This window comes from Pedobacter terrestris (assembly GCF_052343045.1).
In the GTDB taxonomy this organism is placed as follows: Bacteria; Bacteroidota; Bacteroidia; order Sphingobacteriales; family Sphingobacteriaceae; genus Pedobacter.
Genome location: NZ_CP180264.1, coordinates 1,851,299 through 1,869,442, shown reverse-complemented (window position 1 = coordinate 1,869,442; position 18,144 = coordinate 1,851,299). Strand labels below are relative to the sequence as shown.

The window sequence follows — 18,144 nt, the reverse complement described above, 5'->3', positions numbered from 1 at the left end:
TTGAGATACTCGAAACGTGATCAGACATGAAAATTAAGGGTTAACACGACATCGTATATTTGGTTCTTTTAAACCTTCCACATGTTCTCGTCTACAATAACCCCACATTCTTATAATGATTGCGGATTTACCGACAGTGTCATGGAAAATAATTCGCTTAAAATACGTATCCTTGCACCACAAGCAGCGCAAGCAGTAAGTATCCTTTGAGAGATGGAATTGACCAAGCAACAGAACGATATCATAAACTCTTCTGGTAATATTAAAATAAACGCTGTAGCAGGCTCAGGGAAAACAACCACAATCATTGAATACGCTGCAACCAGACCACCGGGCAGCCGGATTTTGTACCTGGCTTTTAACAAAGCCGTTAAAAACGAGGCAGCAGATAAATTCAGAAACAAAGGCATACAGAATGTGACTGTGGAAACCGCTCATTCCCTGGCCTTTCGCCATGTGGTGATGGGGAGTAAATACAGAGTCAAAAACAAGGATTATACTACAGATGAAATCCTTCATATCCTTCAGTTATCGGGTACAGGTGAACAACACAGCCAGCTTCTCATTGCCAACCATATCCTTAAACTCAGCGCTTATTTCTGTAACAGTGATCAAACGAAGATTCAACATTTAAAATATGTCGATCTTTTAGAAGATGATGATGTCAAAACTTTTGTTGGCAAGACTTACGATTACATTGTTAAACAGACCAGGATTTTTCTGGGAAAGATGGATAAGGGAGAAATCGAAATCACCCATGATTTTTATTTAAAGAAATTTCAACTTCAGCAGCCACAGCTGCGCTTTGATTACATCCTGTTTGACGAGGCGCAGGATGCCTCCCCCGCCATGCTCGACATCTTTTTGAAGCAAAATGCGACAAAAGTCATGGTGGGCGACACCCATCAACAAATCTACGGCTGGCGTTACGCCGTAAATTCCCTGCAAAAAGTAAATTTCAAAACTCACCATCTATCGATGAGTTTCCGCTTTGGGCCAGACATCGCAAACCTAGCCATGGAAACACTAAGGCTTAAAAACCTATTGGAACCTCACCGCCCCATGACCATCCTTGGAAAAGGGAGGGAAACAAAAATTAAAACCAACGCAGTGATCGCGCGCACAAACCTTGGACTGCTGGTGAAAGCCATTGAATATGTGACCGAGCGAAAAAACATCAAACATATCTACTTCGAAGGGAACATCAACTCCTACACTTATGCCGATGAGGGCGCTTCGCTATATGATATTTTGAGCCTATACAACGCAAGCCACGATCAGATCAGGGATCCCATCATCAGATCGATGAGGAATCTGGAAGATCTGGAAACATATGTTGATCAGACCGCAGACACTGGCTTATCGATGATGATCGAACTGGTCCGCCTGTACGGCAACAGCATTCCAGGCATGACCAAGCCATCAAAGAAAAACATGTGCACCAGGATGAGAAAGCAAAGGCTGAAATCATTTTTTCGACTGTCCACCGTTGCAAGGGTATGGAATATGACGCAGTGCTTTTGGCAGACGATTTCGTAACCGAGGACAAAATCCGGAGGCTCAGGGATGACAAAAATGCCCGCCCGGGGCAATTTAGCCGGATGATGGAAGAAATCAATCTTTTGTACGTTGCCATTACAAGAGCGAAAAACGGCCTTTTCATCCCCGACTTTCTTTTACCGAAGCACTTCCCGGCTTCTCCCAAGATATATGTGATTGCATCAACTAAACAACAGCCGAAGACTTCGAATCCCGGATCGGGTTATCAGAAAAAAAGTTTGAACATAAAACCGGTATCCAGCGAGAAACACCTAAATGCAGAAAATCAATCCTGGACAGTGGAACTGGACAATGAACTCACCATCATGTTTGCCGACGGTTATGGCCTGAGCGATCTCGCCCTTCATTTTGGCCGCTCAAAAACAGCCATCAGCATGAGAATCAAAAGACTGGGACTCGAAGATTTATACTATTGATAAAAAATCAACCTATTTGATCTGTGCCTTAACTTTGCTGATCTTGGGACTTGATGAATAAACGTTTGTTGGATGAATGGATTTATTTGACACATTGATGGGCATTTAACACTTTCATTGAACGACTAAAGGTTATTCATAAAAATCATATATTCGTAACTATACACTCAAAACTTTTTATCCTGCAGAATAAGTCCATCTTTTAATTTTAAAATCAACAAGGGTCCATTTCCGCTTTTATACCTGACCACTATGAAATTTATTTATATTTCATTTTTACTCGTTTACCTGTTGTTTAACAATTCAAAAGTGCTAGCCCAAGACATAAGCGACCCGGAATTGAGAAAAATGGCTGAAGCTGACCAGCGGGACAGGATGAACGGCTCAATTGACTGGAATAAGCTAAACAAGGAAGATAGCATCAGGCGTGCTTCTGTATTGGGTATGATCAAATCAGGTAAAGTACAAACGGCAAAAGATCACCTTAACGCAGGTATCATTTTTCAGCATGGAAATGATACCGTTGCTTCGGCTATGGGAGTGAGAAATTGTGCATGATCAATTAATCTTGAAAACCAACGTTTTTTGAATTCATATTTTCCTCCGGACAACGGGTTTCCGAATGGCAGGTAAATGCAGCCGATAACGGTATCATAGGTGAATACCTCCAGGTAACGGCTATGAGTATAGTAATCGTCTGCCCCTGGCAGATCGATCCCGCCTGAGTTCCTTGATTGTTTTTTTAGAGAGCACCGCTACCCCGTTCCAGGCTTTTTGACCATGCCAGATTGCGTTATAGCCTGCATCTTTGATTTTACCAGTGGGAAAGGATTTATCTTCGCACTTGATTTCCTTGAAGCAGACGATATCCGGCTTTGATGAGCCACTTTAGCAAGGTGCCAATACGGCCGTTAATGCCGTTAATGTTATAGATGGCGATTTTCATGGTCAGCGAAAAAGCCCCGTTGATAGACTGAACCCAAAAGTTTAGACGAATTTAAGATTAGTTTTTGAAATGATGAGCTCGATATTGTATCGGGTTCATTCCTTTTAGATTAAGTTTTATTCTGTCGTGATTATAGTAGTTTATATATTCTTTTATTTCCTTTTTTAGTTGATCAATAGAGTCGTATTTTTTAATATAAAACAACTCTGATTTAAGTATTCCGAAGAAGTTTTCAATTATTGCATTATCCAGGCAATTCCCGTTTCTGGACATGCTTTGAATAACTCCATGCTGTTGTAGTAGATGTTGATATTGTTTCATTTGATACTGCCATCCCTGATCTGAATGTAAGAGCAAAGATTGGGTATGTTTACTTTTTCTAACGCTTTGTCCATCATGCTCATTACACTTTTAAAGTCGGGCCGTTCGGAAAGTTGATAACTGATTCATTCGGTATATTAAACCGAACACAGGCCGCTCGTAAAGATAATAAATCCTTGTCTATAGCTTTTAAAACTGATAGTTTAAAACTTGAGGCATATTGCTGCACCGACCTGGGTTCCAGTCCTTGCTTTCCGTAAGCTTCATAAAAGCCTAACCATAATCGAAGATTCGAGTGTTCTATACCTTTTTGCTTGGCTATTGATTTTACTGATCCCTTGCCATCCAGCACAGCCTCTACGCATTGAAGCCGAAATTCATAATTGTACTTTTTTCTTTTAAACATAAAAATGCCCCCAATAAGTGTCTAACTTTTTGGGGGCAGTGCATGATCGGGTCTTTGGCTTTATTTTACTTTCTTTTCGATTGCCTTACGCTGGTTGCCGGCAGATGACTTGGCATCCTTGATCTTGCCAGGTTTTACATCAAGCTTATTTGCTTCGTAAGCGATCTCGTGGTTCTGATTGGACACCGAGTTTCTTTCTACTTTAGTTCCTCTTGCCATAATGTTTTTCTTTTTATTAGTTTAAGCTATAACATTCATAGTTTTGAATTGGTTTTAGGGAATTCAACATGCATGTTTGAAACCTTTTTAATATGGTGTTTCGTAAAAAAAATTATGGTACAATCCAGCGCTGGTATTTTTTTACTTAAGAAATCTACCTAAAAGAAAAAACGATATGACTGCAAATGAGTTCAATGAGCAATCTAATTTAATATTGTTAACGGACCTCTTCAAGTGCGTTATTGTCACCTTTTCAAATTCCTTATAACATTTTGTCATCGCAAACCTTTTTTAAAACTTCGAAGGTTTGGTCATATGGTCTTGCTTATGTTAATATATTTATTTCGAAAGGAATGTGATCAAATCTGCACTCAATTGGTCTTTAGCAGTAACAAATAGTCCGTGGGGTTCTCCCTGATAAATAATAAATTCCGCATCGGGAAGGAATTGTGCAGCCTGTTCCCCAGTCGCTTTAATAGGAACAGTCGCATCTTCATCGCCATGAATGATGAGTGTAGGTACATTTACTGCACGGATATCTGAGCGCAAATCGGTTGAAGAAAAACTCTTTGCACAGGATAAAGTGGATTTCAAGGTAGCTTGCATAGCTACAGTCAGATCGTTAGAGAGACGTGCAGAGCTGACGGGTTTGTTAAGCAGTCCTACTCCATAGAATTGTTTGATAAAAGTTGTTAAGAAACCGGGCCGGTCGTCGATCAACCCTGCTGTAATTTCATCTATTTTTTCTTGGGGCACTCCATCGGGGTTGTCTTCGGTTTGTAACATGTAGGGTGCGATAGAGCTTATAAGCACAGCCTTAGATACGCCTTTTCCACCATGCCTGCTAAAATATTTAACTACTTCTCCCCCGCCCATGGAAAAGCCGACAATAGCAGCATCTTCTAAGGCTAATTCATTTATTAATGCGGCAAGATCATCTGAAAGTGTATCATAGTCATACCCATCAAGGGGTTTATCGGATTTACCGAAACCTCTCCTATCATAGCTGATTACCCGGAATCCTGCATCTGTAAGTGCACTTGACTGATAATCCCACATTTGATGGTCCAGCGGCCAACCATGTATAAGTACTACTGGTTTCCCCTTACCAAGGTCTTGATAATGAATGCTTACTTCGGTGCCGTCTGCAGCTATTGATTTTATAAATTTCATAAGTATTATTTTTTACCTTATTCAACAGCAGGCGATTAGAGAAGGTTTCGCGGTTTTTAAAAATGGGAGGAAAAAAACAAAACCTCATAGTTGTAGGGTATTATCAGGATTAGCATTATAGTTAGCAAGACTAGTAACGTATATAATCGAACTAAACGGCGGATATACATCGAACATAATTATCGGATAAACTACATATGTAAGTAAATATTGTTCAATAAGGTATACATAATGTAATTAATTGGTTTACGCAAAAACCAATTAATTTGACCCTTTTCTGCCAATTCAGTAAATATAGATAAGCAACGCTTTACTTTAAATTTATGTGAGACGGGCTCGATGAACTTTAATTTATCCAAAGATGATTTAAAAATCCAAAAACCCTTAATTTGGCTCAGAAGGAATTAATCAGTGACAACATTAAATATTTCATATCTAAAACAAAGCTTAATAGCCTTATAATTCTAAGTATATTATTGTGTCAGGTCCAATTACCAACCCTTAAATTTGTAAACACTGGTAATACTATTAATGATCTCAGGGATGATTTCTCCATTATCCGAATTCACCATAATAACCAGACCATTGCCACCACTCATACTGCCGTAATAGGCAGACTGGAAGCCGCGGTTCGATCCGCCATGACCGAAATATTTTTCACCGTTATGGTCTTCAATGAAGATACCGAGGGCTGAGCCCTTATCGTTTTGATACGGGGTAAGTCTGAGTCTGGTGTTTTTCTGGTTCAGCACTTTTTTAGAGCGACCTTCAAGCGCAAGCTGGGTATCGATAATATATTTGGCAAGATCAGTTGGATTGGTCCAGAGTCCAGCAGCAGCCTGTTCGGGATAAACATGGTATTTTCCTTTTATCGCTACTCCTTTTGAATCATAACCGGTGCTGACCTTCTTTATTGTTGTGCCTATTGGAGGCTGTTCAAAAGTGCTGCTAATCATACCAAGCGGCACCAGAACATTTGTTTTGAGGTAATTTTGATAGGAGCTTCCACTGATATCTGTTAGAAGCAACTGGGAAATAGTGGTACCGCCACCAGAATATTGTTGTTTCATACCGGGCGCGAATTCTGAACGCACTGGATCTGAATTTGCAGGGGACTGGCCATTCAGGATTTGGATAACTGTTGGGAGCCCATCTCCCATCTCATAACCACCAAAGCCGTGAACGCCGAGGCCAGCAGTATGGCTGAGCAAGTTTGCAGTATTGATTTTCTTATTTTGAGATAATGAATCGTATGGGAACTTCCAGCTTTTTAAGTACTGATTGATATCGGCGAAAAGATTGAGGCCTTTATCAGAATACAGTTTTATTATAGCCACTGCGTTGAAGGATTTGCTGATAGAGGCGGCCTGAAAAAGTGTTTGTGTGCTAAGTTTGGTCTTGTTGTCTTTATCTGCCCATCCATAAGCTTTCACAAAATCGACCTTATAATTGTGTATAACGGCTATACTTATCCCATTTACATTATAAAACTTCATTCTACTTTGAAGATTAAGCTTTTTTCCGGTCGAATCAGTATTGGACTTCAGACTGTTTTCTACCTTTTGGATTCTTTGATTAAGAGTTTCCTGAGCGTTGACGAATGTAGTTGAGATTGTAATGAATGGCAGGAAAAAGCCGACAGCAGTTTTGATAAAGTTCTTTTCCATGGTAATTTTGAGGGTTGTAGTTTATTTATAGATAAAATAAAAGTAAGGAACCAAGTTGATACTTTATGCATCTCTGGATATATACAGCATCATTTATTTCGTTTATGACAGAGCTGATATATAGAGCAAGGATTAGTTTTACTGTGGTAATTTGTTGATACTTTGACTCGATTTATTTGCTTATCGGATTGACTCCGAACTGTATGTTCATAACTCAATTTTAAATTACTAATATTTTTAGTAATTTTTGCAGTATGAAAATTGTACCTAACGCATCCCAACTGAGTCACCATGACCGTAAATTAGGTTCTTTTACCAATATGGCCATAGTTGCAGAAGCCAAACGGGCAAATTGCTGGCTATACAATAAATTAAACAATACATGGTATACCCCTGAAGAGTTTCATGAGCGTTATGCAAATCAGGAAGATACCAATTTTAATATTAGAAACTTACTGGAAAACATTACCATACGGGATCCGCAATCTGGCATCAAAGCGTATCATAAGGCACTTGCTGATAAACTGGAAAAATTTGAGCATGAAACCAAAGCACTTAGAGAACGTGGTGAGGCATTTTCTCAAAAAGTGATTGAATATTATCAATTGAAATCAAAAGATAAGTTTAAGTAGGACTGAACATTATTGACCAAAAGATATCAGTATATTCAATTTTGAATTTCATATTGCTATGCTGTAAAATTAAAATGATAGACAACTTTTGTATGGGTTGATTCCTAGCTCCCATATTCCATTTGGTCCTTTGAAGATACCGGGGACGCGCCATTTCATTCCCCCAAGGAAGATCGCATCCCCTTATTAAGAATATCCAAAATATGGTTTTCTGCAGTTTTAGTAAATGTAAATTCCGAAGATGAAGACCTACCTTAGCTTCTGCAAGATCCCCCGCTTCGCCGATGAGCCGAATATACATTTGTTGTTTGTCGGGAGGCTAAAAGGGTACTGGCTGAAGAACATGGCCGAAACGAAGTTGCCAACACCAATACCACAACATTAATTGATGATGCAAGAAACCTGATTGTCGGAGCTGGTGCCATGTTGGGTCTTTATTTTCCGCAATTGGAGCTTTTGATCAAGGAATTATTGGACGGAAAGATATAGTTCAAAAAACACGGGAACTTTTTTATTATAAATGATGTTGCTTATAAGCGTCCTGCTCGGAATGGCAAAAGAATACTTAAAACATGAACGATGAGTGATCAAAAAATAACCCGAAGAAAAGCAATTAGCGGATTGAGTTTGGCTGTGGCGGCGGTTGCCGGAGCTCCGTTAAACCTAAACGCAGCAGAAACATTAGATTTTAACTTCAATGGTGCAGATTTAGTAGATCCTACCAAAAAATACCCTCAGCCCCCATTCAAGCATAAAAACACTCCATGGCCATCGCTCACCAGTGAGATGGATCCAAGACCGGACCATGGTGAAAAATCATACATTGGATCAGGAAGACTCAAAGGCAGAAAGGCACTGATTACTGGCGGCGATTCGGGAATGGGCCGGGCAGCAGCTATAGCTTACGCCCGTGAAGGCGCAGATGTAGCGATCAACTATTTACCCAGGGAAGAGCCTGATGCGCAGGAAGTGGTCGAGCTGATCAGAAAGGCCGGCCGTAAAGCTGTAGCCATTCCGGGAGATCTTCGCGATGAAAATTTTTGCGTTGATTTGGTTAACCGTGCAGTTCAAGATCTTGGCGGATTAGATCTACTGGTAAGTAATGCAGCCAGGCAACAAACGCATGAATCGATCCTGGATATTAGTTCAGCGCAATTCGACTGGACAATTAAAACCAATATTTATGCCCCATTTTGGATTATTAAAGCAGCCCTTCCATATCTAAAACCAGGATCGTCAATTATCGCTACGACTTCAGTTCAGGCAACTGATCCTTCGGCAGAACTATATGATTATGCACAAACCAAAGCGGCAACATCAAATTTTGTTAAATCACTTGCCCGGCAACTTGGACCGAAAGGGATCAGAGTAAATGGAGTAGCTCCGGGCCCTGTATGGACTCCACTTCAAATGGGTGGAGGCGCTACACCGGAAAAGCTAGCAGCCTTCGGGAAGGATACCGCACTTGGACGACCTGGACAACCTGCAGAACTTGCTTCCATTTACGTTCAGCTTGCGGCAAATGATGCCAGCTTCTCAACCGGGCAAATCTTTGGTGCTACAGGTGGCGAAGGTCAGCCATAGATAATATGTTAATCAACATTTTAGGCTGTTTTGGCAATTAGAGTACAACAATTTAAACCAGGGTCATATGCAATTTATACCTTGGTTTTTTATTGTAATTGGAATACGTCACTTTTACCAAACGTTTGCGCACTGTTTTATTGATTTAAGAATTTTTAAATCCACACTTTTATTGTGCATCCCCCGCAAATAGACACTGCCATGGAAGGAATAGTATTAGCGATAAACCGGGTCGCGGGAGTTGATCTGATTTAAGATTCAAATGAAGGTGGGTGAGATTTATTTATCATAATGTCATGGAAATTGAAAAAGGTGAATTTGTACATTTCTTCTCAATTTTACTCCCTTTTGGAATGCTAGTGAATGATATTTAAAATGGCATTTTGCATTTTGTAAGCTCCAGGAGTAAGACCTGTTATCTTCTTAAATACTTTAGAAAGGTAGTGCACATTATCAAAACCGGTTAACTCCGCTATTTCGTCCTGCTGCTTTTTAGTGGTAGCAATAAGATATTGGGCTCGTTCGATTCTTTTCTGCACAATATAGTTTACAGGGCTTTGCCCGGTGTAGCGGTTGAAAAGTCTGGCGAAATAATCTTTGTTTAGATTTGCGCGTTCTGCAAGTTGGCTTACTTTTAAAGGTTCTTTTAAATTAATTTGAATGAAACCAATGGCATCCATGACTACTGAGGGCACCACCACTAGGCTATTTTTATGGAAAATTTCTGGTTTTAAAAACTTAGAAATTAACTGAAGTAAAAGACCTTGATTTTCATATTGCGTAGCTATACTTTGCAGATTGTTCATCTCTGTATATTCTTTATAATACACATCCTTCTCATACACCATTGGATCGTTAGAACGGTTGATTCCTCTTCCGGGATTGATGGTAATTAGCCGCCTGATATTTGAAATGTCGTTTTCGTCGGCTTTAACCTTTAAGGTTTCCCTACAATTGGAAAATAGCGAAATCCCATCGGCAGATTCCTCAAAAAACTATACAAAGTACTGACTTAAATAGAAGTTACAATATAAGTTGCAGAGCGTGAAACTCGGAATTAAATACAAATAGCCCGATTCGAGGAATACCAAACCATTTGGTCCAGATACAGTTCCCTCCCCTTCATCAATATAATACAAACGATAATAGGGACTGATAACATTTCTAAAATTCCATTTGTTCGTTAATTTAACATAATCTACGTTGAGTAATTGAAAAGAATGTTTAACAAGCTTTTTATTCATTTAAATAAAATTTCCTGCAGATATAAGAAAAAATCCCTGGATTTAATTGGCAAAGTCTTTAGATCTTGTACATACCTAAACTAAGAAACAGGAAAAGCACCTCAAAGCTTTAACATCCACATACCTAAGTGATTCGCAGCGGGTTAGCGTACGATACTGAATTTGACTGAGTAGGAAGAAAAACTTTCAGGCCTTTCGATGTTCTTTCAAATTTTAACTGCTGACCAGTTGCCACAAGTTGAACGTTCGTAATTTTATTCGGATAATATTCACTGTCTGTAGCTAGACTGGTAATCGTCACTGAACCATCTTCAGGCCAACCCATTATGGTGGCAAAAAGAATCTCTCCTTTGGTACAGAACCTAATATCTGCAGGGCTAAAAGGCCTTCCCTTACCTTCGTTAAAACCTTGGGCATTTAATGCCGCTGCTTGGTTCTGCGCAGGTCCTTCGCCAAAAATTTTCCACGGGCGCGTTCCAAATATGCTATCGCCATTTGCATTAATCCAAACACCAATATCTTCAACAATCTTTCGTTCCAGTTCATCAATAGACCCATCGCCGCGTATTGGTATGTTCAGCATAAGGTTTCCATTTTTACTAACTACATCTACTAAAGTATGAATTATCATTTTAGGCGTTTTATATTCGTTGCGTTCATAAATCCCGCGGTCGTAATGCCAATCGCCTATGCACGTATCCGTTTGCCAAGGAAGGCTTTCGATAACATTACTCTGTCCTCTCTCGATATCCCAAACCATTGCCTTACGCTGATTTTCATCCAATATTTTACCGGTAATGACAGCCGTTAATTTACCATAATCTTTAATACTCTTATTATACATATGCGCAGCGATACGTAAACCAACATCTGCAATCGGCCAAAGTGGAAGCTGAGAATCATCAAAATAAATCATGTCCGGATTGTATGTATTTATTAAATCAATTGTCCGGTTAAAAAATTTATCGATATAAGCTTGTGTTGGTGGGGTAACCCCATTGCCCCAATTCCATTGACTATGAATCATTCCATTGTCTTCACTATTTTTACTTTGAAGATGATCCTGTTGATATAATTCCTGAGGGTCTAAGCCCTCCCACCATTTACCTTTTCCATCTTTTTTGGTTAGTTTACCATCATAAGGCACACCAGCCAACTTTCCTTTTTTATCCGATCGCTGTGCTGTTTCCATCCAGCTCCAGGTATGCGCTGCATGTACACTTACGGCAAATGGCAGATTGTGCTTTTTCGCAGCTTCAGCCCACCCTTTTATAATATCCTTTTTGGGGCCCTGCTTGGTGGAATTCCAGTTTTTTTGATACTTACTATCGTAAAGATCCAGGTTGTCATGGTGATTTGCCAATGCCATAAAATATTTGGCTCCTGCACTCTTATACAAGGCAACCAATGATTCGGGATCCCATTTCTCTGCCTTCCACTCATTGATAACATCTTTAAAGCCGAACTTTGAAGGATGTCCATACTTTTCAATGTGAAACTTTTATTTCCAGTGACCTTCCATATACATTTCGCGTGCATACCAATCGCCTGCTTCTGGTTGACATTGTGGTCCCCAATGTGCCCACATCCCAAATTTGGCATCTCTAAACCAGTCAGGAGTTTGATAATTGGATAGAGATTCCCAGGTTGGCAAGAACGGTCCTTTTATGATGCTTTCCACGAAAAGTGCGGCACGCCGATTATTTAACGAAAATGCAGAAAGTCTGTCTGAGAAAAAAAGGGTTGGTAGTCCGATAGCTAGACTCCGAAGAACGGCTCTTCTATTCATAATATATTGGTTAGCATTACTTGATCTATAACAAATCTATAAAAGTCAGTTTACGAATATTTATAATCTGGCGACCTTTTTTTATACAAATCCGACTTTTCTTTATTTTTAATAATCAAATTCAGCAACAAACTGCAGTACGATTTACGTAATGGATATTTGATATGTTCATACACCTGGAGGACGTTTGTTTAAAACGAAAACCATTTGATGCAGAAATTATCCATGGAGAAGCTGTGTGACACCTTCCAATATATTATATTTTTTAGTAGAGGGTCTTTTGGAAATTCGTCGCTTAACTTTTCATATGTAGTTAATAATGCGACTTCATCTTAAGCGCTCAATGTCTCAAACTTAAACAAGTTAAAGTTATGATCGATCGTTAATTTTACTTGGTAAGGAATTGGTTTTTCCAACTGATCTACTAAACCTTTTACCTTAAAATTTACACTATTGGACGCATTAATCAATTCATAACAAATGTCATACGCCTTTAAAGATTACAAGAAATTAAAATCTTTTTCGTTAATAGTTTTACGTAAAACCTCTGATTTTCAACAAGGTTATTGATCATAAGTCGATTTAGGGAATTCCAAAACCTCTTAATGTTTAATATTACAGTATTCTTACGTTTTAGTTATTGCTTGCTTTCATGGTGATCCTCCATAAATTTGCCTAAGGCTGAAACAACTTCCGGATCAACATTTTTTTCATCGGTCTGAATCCATACGCCATTTTGTTTTTCGGCACGATGCACCAGGTCGCCATTTTTCATAAAGTCAAACTGATTGTGACTAGCGTATTCAACTATGGTATAGGTTTCCTTAGTATTATCTTTAGTGGTATGGATATAAGCTAATTCTTGCATGATGTTAGGGTTATGATTTATACTTAAGTGCGTACTATATTCTAGAGGTTTCTGATGTAGTTAGGTTCACTGTATCCAGATGAAATTTCTCCTTCAAGATAGATGCTACCCGCCCATTGGAATTCATCTGAAATACTTTGCTGTGCTTAACTTTACGGTAGGTGATGGATACTCTTCGTTCGCGGTGCTGAATATTGCCGTTAATGTTGTCTTTTTTTCTCGGCGCGATGCCGTGATCCCATTTTTTCCGTGCATCGTCCTGCATAATGTATAGCGAACGTCTTGGAATTTCTATATCAATGATTTCCAGTTTCTTCCCTCTTATGAACCGCATAATACAGGTACTTCCAAGATTTACCCCGCAGATCTGGTTTTCATAATAATTACGGTCTTTGTGCGGCCGGATGCCCTCACCTGGGTTATATTCATTGATGATCACTTGGTCAGGCTGAACTTCAAGCAACTTTTTCTCAACTATTTTTTTTGAAAGGGCCTCGATTTCTTTGGGGATTTCCAATGGTATTTTAATAAGCTGGTAAGGTTCTTCCAGTTCATTTCGGAATCCATAGTATTGTAGGCGCCTGGAATAATCAACCATCCAGATTTGGTTGTCGATCTCGGTTAATAATTTTGTTTCTTGCGCATCGGTGATGAAGTCAGGATATAAAAATAATCCGGGTACGGCTGTTTCCATGTGTATAGAACACGAGAATATTCTAGTAGTTTGAAAATAATGAGAAATAAAGATGTAAATCAGACTATAGTGCATTTACGTGTACTGTATTGGTGAATAATTATATGATGTTGTCAATTGGAGCTTTTAACTCGTTGTCATATTAATCGCCGGAGGTTTTATTAAGAAATCGCGTGGGTCGCTCAAAGCAGTCAAAAGCAATTCCCGGGCAACGGTAAAGGTCTCCATTTGTTTAGTCGTGAATCGGCTAAGCCAACTATTAATTTGTTCCAGGTAAAATCGGCAGTTTAAGTGATTTATATATACATAAATCATTCATTACTAATTGTTTATTTTAAAATTGACACCAACTAATAGCGAAACGTAAAAACAATAGCATCGACAAATCGCAAAACTTTCAGTGATCACCCCATCACCGGATTTTCTGCGATAGGAAGTTTAGCAAACTGTTTAACCTCTATGCTTGGAGAGCCGAAGTCGAGCAAAACAGTGCCTAAAATCAAATAGCAACCATGACCACGGAAGGGATAAGTGGCTGTAGAATTGGGAAAATGAACGGTATCAAAGAAATTGCCGTCAGCATCTATAAAAGTCCCAAACCACATTTTTTTATTGTTTTTGGTATATACAGTTTTCTCGCAAACATATTGGCCAACGAGCTTCACCGTTTTACCGGTATGTTCGGTTAGTGTTTCTGCCCGAATATCTCCCCTGAAATTTGTTTTCAGCAGGTCAAACATCGACAGGGTCAATGGGAATCCGAGCAGCTCCAGCTCATGATAGGCATCCTCCAATACAGTTCCAGTCAGCTCCGGAAGGGCATAGTTTTTTCGTTCAACGGAAAAAAGCTCTGCAGAATGATTGCGCCGGGTTTTCTGACCGAGTAAAAGATGAATCTCCCAAAGTAGCGTTTTTTTGCTTTTTCCAGTAAAACGCAATGCGCCTACACGTACCAGGATCACCAATTGCTCAAGTCCAATTGCTGTTCTTTTAATTAAGTCTTCCGCCGATGAATAAGGACCATTGCAATTTCGCTCCTGCGGAAGCAACTCAATGTATTTCTGTTCAAGTCCTTGGATCCCGATCAGCCCCAAATATGCATCTTTTCCGGAAATGGAAACAGATGAAAACGAATGGTTAATACAAGGCAAATGAACAATTGCTCCTGCCCTTTTCAATTCGTGAACATATAACCATCTGGAATAAAACCCGCCATAATTATTGAGCACAGCAACCATAAACTCACGAGGAAAATATGCTTTCAGAAAAAGGCTTTGATAGCTTTCTACAGCAAAACTTGCAGAATGAGCTTTAGAAAAACTGTAGCCAGCGAAGCTTGATACCTGCCTCCAAACTTCGGCGATGGTTTCTTCGGGCCTGCCCAACTTTCTGGCCTCGTCAAAAAAACGTTCCACCAAACGCTCAAACTCCTTTTTGGAGCGGTACTTCCCACTCATACCGCGCCTGAGGATATCCGCATCAGATCCATCCATCCCTGCAAAATGGATGCATATCTTAATCACATCTTCCTGATATACCATTACGCCATAGGTTTCGCCAAGCATTTCTTCCATTACCGGATGCAGGTAAACCACTTTAGAAGGATCATGATGGTAACGAATGTATGCCGGCATCATGCCCGAACTGGCCACTCCCGGACGTATAATAGAGGAAGCCGCAACCAGCACCAGGTAACTTTCACACTGCAGCTTGGTGAGTAGCTGGCGCATTGCCGGAGATTCAATATAAAAACATCCGATGGTATTGCCGGCTTTAAGCTTTTGATTCAGCACTGGGTCCGTCATAAACTTTTTCGTCTGATGGATGTCGACTTTATGGCCAAGGTTTTCTTCCACCAGTTTTACGGCTTCCTTGATGTGCCCAATCCCCCTTTGCGAAAGTATGTCGTATTTATCAAAACCAATCTTCTCCGCCTCGTACATATCCCATTGCACAGTGGGCATGCCTTTAGGCGGCAAATCAAGGGCTGTATAATAGGTAAGCGGTTCTTCAGAAATCAGAACTCCTCCAGCGTGGATACTCCGCTGGTTGGGCATATTCTGCATCAGGGTATATATCGCTGTAATTTTTTTAAAGGTGGCGTTATCCCGGTTAAATGAAGCCCGACTTGGATCGGTAAAGCCATCGATCTCTGCTTTGGGAAGTCCCATAACTTTACCAATTTCGCGGATGACCGATCGGTCTTTAAAAGTAGTTATTGTACCAAGCAAAGCAGTGTGCGACGAGCCATAACGTTTAAATATGTAGTCCTGCACATCTTCTCTCTCATCCCAACTGAAATCCAAATCAAAATCCGGTGGAGAAGTACGCTGGGCATTTAGAAAACGTTCAAAATACAAATCAAGTTCTATGGGGTCAACATCTGTAATGCGCAGGCAATATGCGACCGTACTGTTTGCGCCAGAACCTCTTCCAACATGATAATAACCACGGGAAGAGGCGTAACGGATAATATCCCAGGTGATGAGAAAGTAGGCACAGAAATTCAGTTCGAAAATCACCTTCAATTCATCCCTTACTTTCTTTAATGCCTTTTTGTTGGCTCTTCCATATCTATATTCTAGCCCACCAATGGCCAGCTTCTCCAGCAATTCCTGATCGTCTTTTATGTTTCCGGTAAAGGTTTTACGGTTTAGGTTCACACGATTTCCATCATATTCGTCCATGGAACATTTGTCCATAAGCGCGCGGGTATTGTCCAGCATAAAAGCGAACCTTGAAAACTTCAATTCCAATTCTTCGGGGATGAGAAAACAATCAGTGGATGCGCATTTGTCATCCGCCGAAACCATGGTGATTAATGTATTGAGATCTATACCGCGCAAATATTCATGCAGGCGATAAGAAATGCGTTCAGAGAAAAATACTGGCTGAAAAGCGATCAGCTTAGATTTAATTTCGGTGAGATCGACATTAAAAAGGCGGTTAAGTTGATCAAAGCGTACGCCAAAATATTCGTTTTCTTTAAGAGGCAGATGATATCCAAAGGGATAAATGATAAAAGCGTTTGGCAAATCCGGTGCACTATCGGGCAACTCGCTCTTTGATAAATTATGAAAACTCAGCAATTCATTGATCTCGCGCATGCCTTCCTTGTTTTTAGCAAGACAGACAAAAAGTAATTTGCCATTTTTGCGAAATTCCATTCCACCGATAGGCTTCATTCCGGCATTACGGCACTCCCGGATAAATTCCATTACTCCAGTAGAATTATTAATATCGGTCAAAGCCATTTGAGTCACCCCGCGCGCACCCGCCTCGGCGATAAGTTCCGGAATGGAAAGCGTACCATAGCGAAGGGAATATTGGGAATGAACATTGAGATACATAGCCGTATAACTAAAGATCGATGTTCATGGTAGAGGCAATAGAAATAGATTGACTGCCAAAGCGGTGTCTGATTTTATCCAGCGCCTGTACCAGTGCATACTGCTCTTCACTTTGACTGTACAAATCGATTTGTTCAAATCCGGTGACCAGGTTAGACAGGCGAACGCCAACCAACCGGATCAGTTTACGCTTCTGAAAAAGCTGCCGGAAGAGTTCTTTGGTCTTCGCAATCAAAACGGTATCAAGTGCGGTATAGCCAATGGCGGCCTGTTTGGTTACATCTTCAAAATCAGAATACCGGATGGTTAGGGTAATGCATGCGCATAGCTTTTTCTGCTCCCGCAGCTGAAAAGCAATATCGGTGACCATTGCCGTAAGTAAATTTCCGATCATAGTCAGATCGATGGAGTCCGACTTGAAGGTAGACTGCGTTCCGATACTTTTGGCCTGTGAATACGGAACAACCGGTGAATGGTCAATCCCTTTTGATTTTTCCAGCAGGGACAAACCATTTTTTCCCAATAACGCGTTCATATGATCTGGTGAAACCTGAGCCAGCGTATGAATTTTTTTAATGCCCATGTCACTGAGTTTAATAAAAGTTTTTTCGCCAAGACCGGGAATTTTACGGATAGACAGTGGGTTTAAAAATGGCAGTACACCCGGTTGCTCAATATTGAGTTCCCCATTTGGTTTACATTCATTGGTGGCCATTTTGGACACTGTTTTGTTTACGGAAAGGCCAAAAGAAATGGGCAAGCCCGTTTCCCGGATTACCATGGCGCGAAGTTCATGGGCGTATTTCATGCAACCATAAAAGCGATCCATACCTGTCATATCAATATAATGTTCATCGATACTGGCTTTTTCGATAAGCGGAACCCGTTCTTTTAAAATATCGGTGATTTCATGAGAAGCTTTAGAATACTCATCCATATTCCCACGCAGAAAAATAGCATGCGGACAAAGCTGTTTTGCCATTCGTGCAGGCATCGCGGAATGCACACCAAACTTCCGGGCTTCATAGCTACAGGAAGCCACAACTCCACGTTCGGAAGTTCCGCCAATGATCACAGGTTTTCCTTTCAGCTCCGGGTTTTTTCTAACCTCCACCGAAACAAAAAATGCATCCTGATCCATATGAATGATGTGCTTATCGTCTTGCATGATAAGCAACAAAAATACTAATATTTTTAGCATTTAAAATAAATTCTGACTCCTTTTATGTTTATTGTCTTCCTACGATAAATGAAAATGATGTGATCGGCTTTAGA

The 18,144-nt window shown here is 40.1% G+C and carries 18 protein-coding genes and 1 pseudogene; 5 read left to right on the top strand and 14 right to left on the bottom strand.

The window, feature by feature from the left end:
• Nucleotides 1-213: 213 nt before the first annotated feature.
• The 3 genes from ACJVDH_RS08045 (at nucleotide 214) to ACJVDH_RS08035 (ending at nucleotide 2,534) form a co-directional block, all read left to right on the top strand.
• Nucleotides 214-1,539 (top strand): UvrD-helicase domain-containing protein, encoded by a 1,326-nt coding sequence (locus ACJVDH_RS08045; RefSeq protein WP_443947047.1) that lies wholly within the window; start codon nucleotides 214-216, stop codon nucleotides 1,537-1,539.
• Nucleotides 1,500-1,976 (top strand): hypothetical protein, encoded by a 477-nt coding sequence (locus ACJVDH_RS08040; RefSeq protein ID WP_443947046.1) that lies wholly within the window; start codon nucleotides 1,500-1,502, stop codon nucleotides 1,974-1,976. Before ACJVDH_RS08045 ends, ACJVDH_RS08040 begins: the two co-directional genes overlap by 40 nt.
• 252 nt (nucleotides 1,977-2,228) lie before the next feature.
• Complete coding sequence (locus ACJVDH_RS08035; protein ID WP_443947045.1) at nucleotides 2,229-2,534, top strand: hypothetical protein; 306 nt, start codon at nucleotides 2,229-2,231, stop codon at nucleotides 2,532-2,534.
• 120 nt (nucleotides 2,535-2,654) lie between these two features.
• On the opposite strand, the gene ACJVDH_RS08030 is transcribed toward ACJVDH_RS08035, so the two are convergent.
• The 6 genes from ACJVDH_RS08030 to ACJVDH_RS08005 form a co-directional block, all read right to left on the bottom strand.
• Nucleotides 2,655-2,825 carry a hypothetical protein gene (locus ACJVDH_RS08030; RefSeq protein ID WP_443947611.1) on the bottom strand — a complete coding sequence of 57 codons (171 nt, stop codon included), beginning with the start codon at nucleotides 2,823-2,825 and terminating at the stop codon, nucleotides 2,655-2,657.
• Nucleotides 2,826-2,979: 154 nt separating this feature from the next.
• Nucleotides 2,980-3,279 carry an IS3 family transposase gene (locus ACJVDH_RS08025; protein WP_443947044.1) on the bottom strand — a complete coding sequence of 100 codons (300 nt, stop codon included), beginning with the start codon at nucleotides 3,277-3,279 and terminating at the stop codon, nucleotides 2,980-2,982.
• A 46-nt stretch (nucleotides 3,280-3,325) separates the two neighbouring features.
• Nucleotides 3,326-3,649, bottom strand: a complete 324-nt coding sequence (locus tag ACJVDH_RS08020) for a transposase (RefSeq protein WP_443947043.1) — start codon at nucleotides 3,647-3,649, stop codon at nucleotides 3,326-3,328.
• A gap of 60 nt (nucleotides 3,650-3,709) precedes the next feature.
• The gene (locus ACJVDH_RS08015; RefSeq protein ID WP_443947042.1) at nucleotides 3,710-3,868 is read right to left on the bottom strand and encodes a DUF3606 domain-containing protein; all 159 of its coding nucleotides are present in this window, start codon (nucleotides 3,866-3,868) and stop codon (nucleotides 3,710-3,712) included.
• Between the two features lie 339 nt (nucleotides 3,869-4,207).
• Nucleotides 4,208-5,041, bottom strand: coding sequence for an alpha/beta fold hydrolase (locus ACJVDH_RS08010; RefSeq protein WP_443947041.1), 834 nt, complete (start codon nucleotides 5,039-5,041; stop codon nucleotides 4,208-4,210).
• A gap of 491 nt (nucleotides 5,042-5,532) precedes the next feature.
• Entirely contained in the window at nucleotides 5,533-6,708 is a 1,176-nt protein-coding gene (locus tag ACJVDH_RS08005; protein ID WP_443947040.1) for a serine hydrolase domain-containing protein, read from the bottom strand.
• 254 nt (nucleotides 6,709-6,962) lie between these two features.
• On the opposite strand from ACJVDH_RS08005, the gene ACJVDH_RS08000 reads away from it, so the two are divergent.
• Nucleotides 6,963-7,340, top strand: a complete 378-nt coding sequence (locus ACJVDH_RS08000) for a hypothetical protein (RefSeq protein WP_443947039.1) — start codon at nucleotides 6,963-6,965, stop codon at nucleotides 7,338-7,340.
• Nucleotides 7,341-7,919: 579 nt separating this feature from the next.
• Nucleotides 7,920-8,924 carry an SDR family oxidoreductase gene (locus ACJVDH_RS07995; RefSeq protein ID WP_443947038.1) on the top strand — a complete coding sequence of 335 codons (1,005 nt, stop codon included), beginning with the start codon at nucleotides 7,920-7,922 and terminating at the stop codon, nucleotides 8,922-8,924.
• A gap of 356 nt (nucleotides 8,925-9,280) precedes the next feature.
• Here the strand turns inward: ACJVDH_RS07995 and ACJVDH_RS07990 are convergent, their stop codons facing one another.
• From ACJVDH_RS07990 to dinB, 8 genes and pseudogenes are all read right to left on the bottom strand, one after another.
• Nucleotides 9,281-9,730: a helix-turn-helix domain-containing protein gene (locus ACJVDH_RS07990; protein WP_443947037.1), complete on the bottom strand. Its 450-nt coding sequence runs from the start codon at nucleotides 9,728-9,730 to the stop codon at nucleotides 9,281-9,283.
• 189 nt (nucleotides 9,731-9,919) lie between these two features.
• Nucleotides 9,920-10,168 (bottom strand): hypothetical protein, encoded by a 249-nt coding sequence (locus tag ACJVDH_RS07985; protein WP_443947036.1) that lies wholly within the window; start codon nucleotides 10,166-10,168, stop codon nucleotides 9,920-9,922.
• A 124-nt stretch (nucleotides 10,169-10,292) separates the two neighbouring features.
• On the bottom strand, nucleotides 10,293-10,535 hold the full coding sequence (locus ACJVDH_RS07980; protein ID WP_443947610.1) for an alpha-L-fucosidase C-terminal domain-containing protein: 243 nt from the start codon (nucleotides 10,533-10,535) through the stop codon (nucleotides 10,293-10,295).
• A gap of 132 nt (nucleotides 10,536-10,667) precedes the next feature.
• Nucleotides 10,668-11,849: pseudogene (locus ACJVDH_RS07975) on the bottom strand (alpha-L-fucosidase); the annotation flags it as partial.
• 745 nt (nucleotides 11,850-12,594) lie between these two features.
• Nucleotides 12,595-12,825, bottom strand: coding sequence for a hypothetical protein (locus ACJVDH_RS07970; RefSeq protein ID WP_443947035.1), 231 nt, complete (start codon nucleotides 12,823-12,825; stop codon nucleotides 12,595-12,597).
• A 34-nt stretch (nucleotides 12,826-12,859) separates the two neighbouring features.
• Entirely contained in the window at nucleotides 12,860-13,519 is a 660-nt protein-coding gene (locus ACJVDH_RS07965) for an alpha-ketoglutarate-dependent dioxygenase AlkB (protein ID WP_443947034.1), read from the bottom strand.
• Between the two features lie 404 nt (nucleotides 13,520-13,923).
• Nucleotides 13,924-16,869 carry a DNA polymerase III subunit alpha gene (locus ACJVDH_RS07960; RefSeq protein WP_443947033.1) on the bottom strand — a complete coding sequence of 982 codons (2,946 nt, stop codon included), beginning with the start codon at nucleotides 16,867-16,869 and terminating at the stop codon, nucleotides 13,924-13,926.
• A 10-nt stretch (nucleotides 16,870-16,879) separates the two neighbouring features.
• Nucleotides 16,880-18,070, bottom strand: coding sequence for a DNA polymerase IV (gene dinB, locus ACJVDH_RS07955; protein ID WP_443947032.1), 1,191 nt, complete (start codon nucleotides 18,068-18,070; stop codon nucleotides 16,880-16,882).
• Nucleotides 18,071-18,144 lie beyond the last annotated feature (74 nt).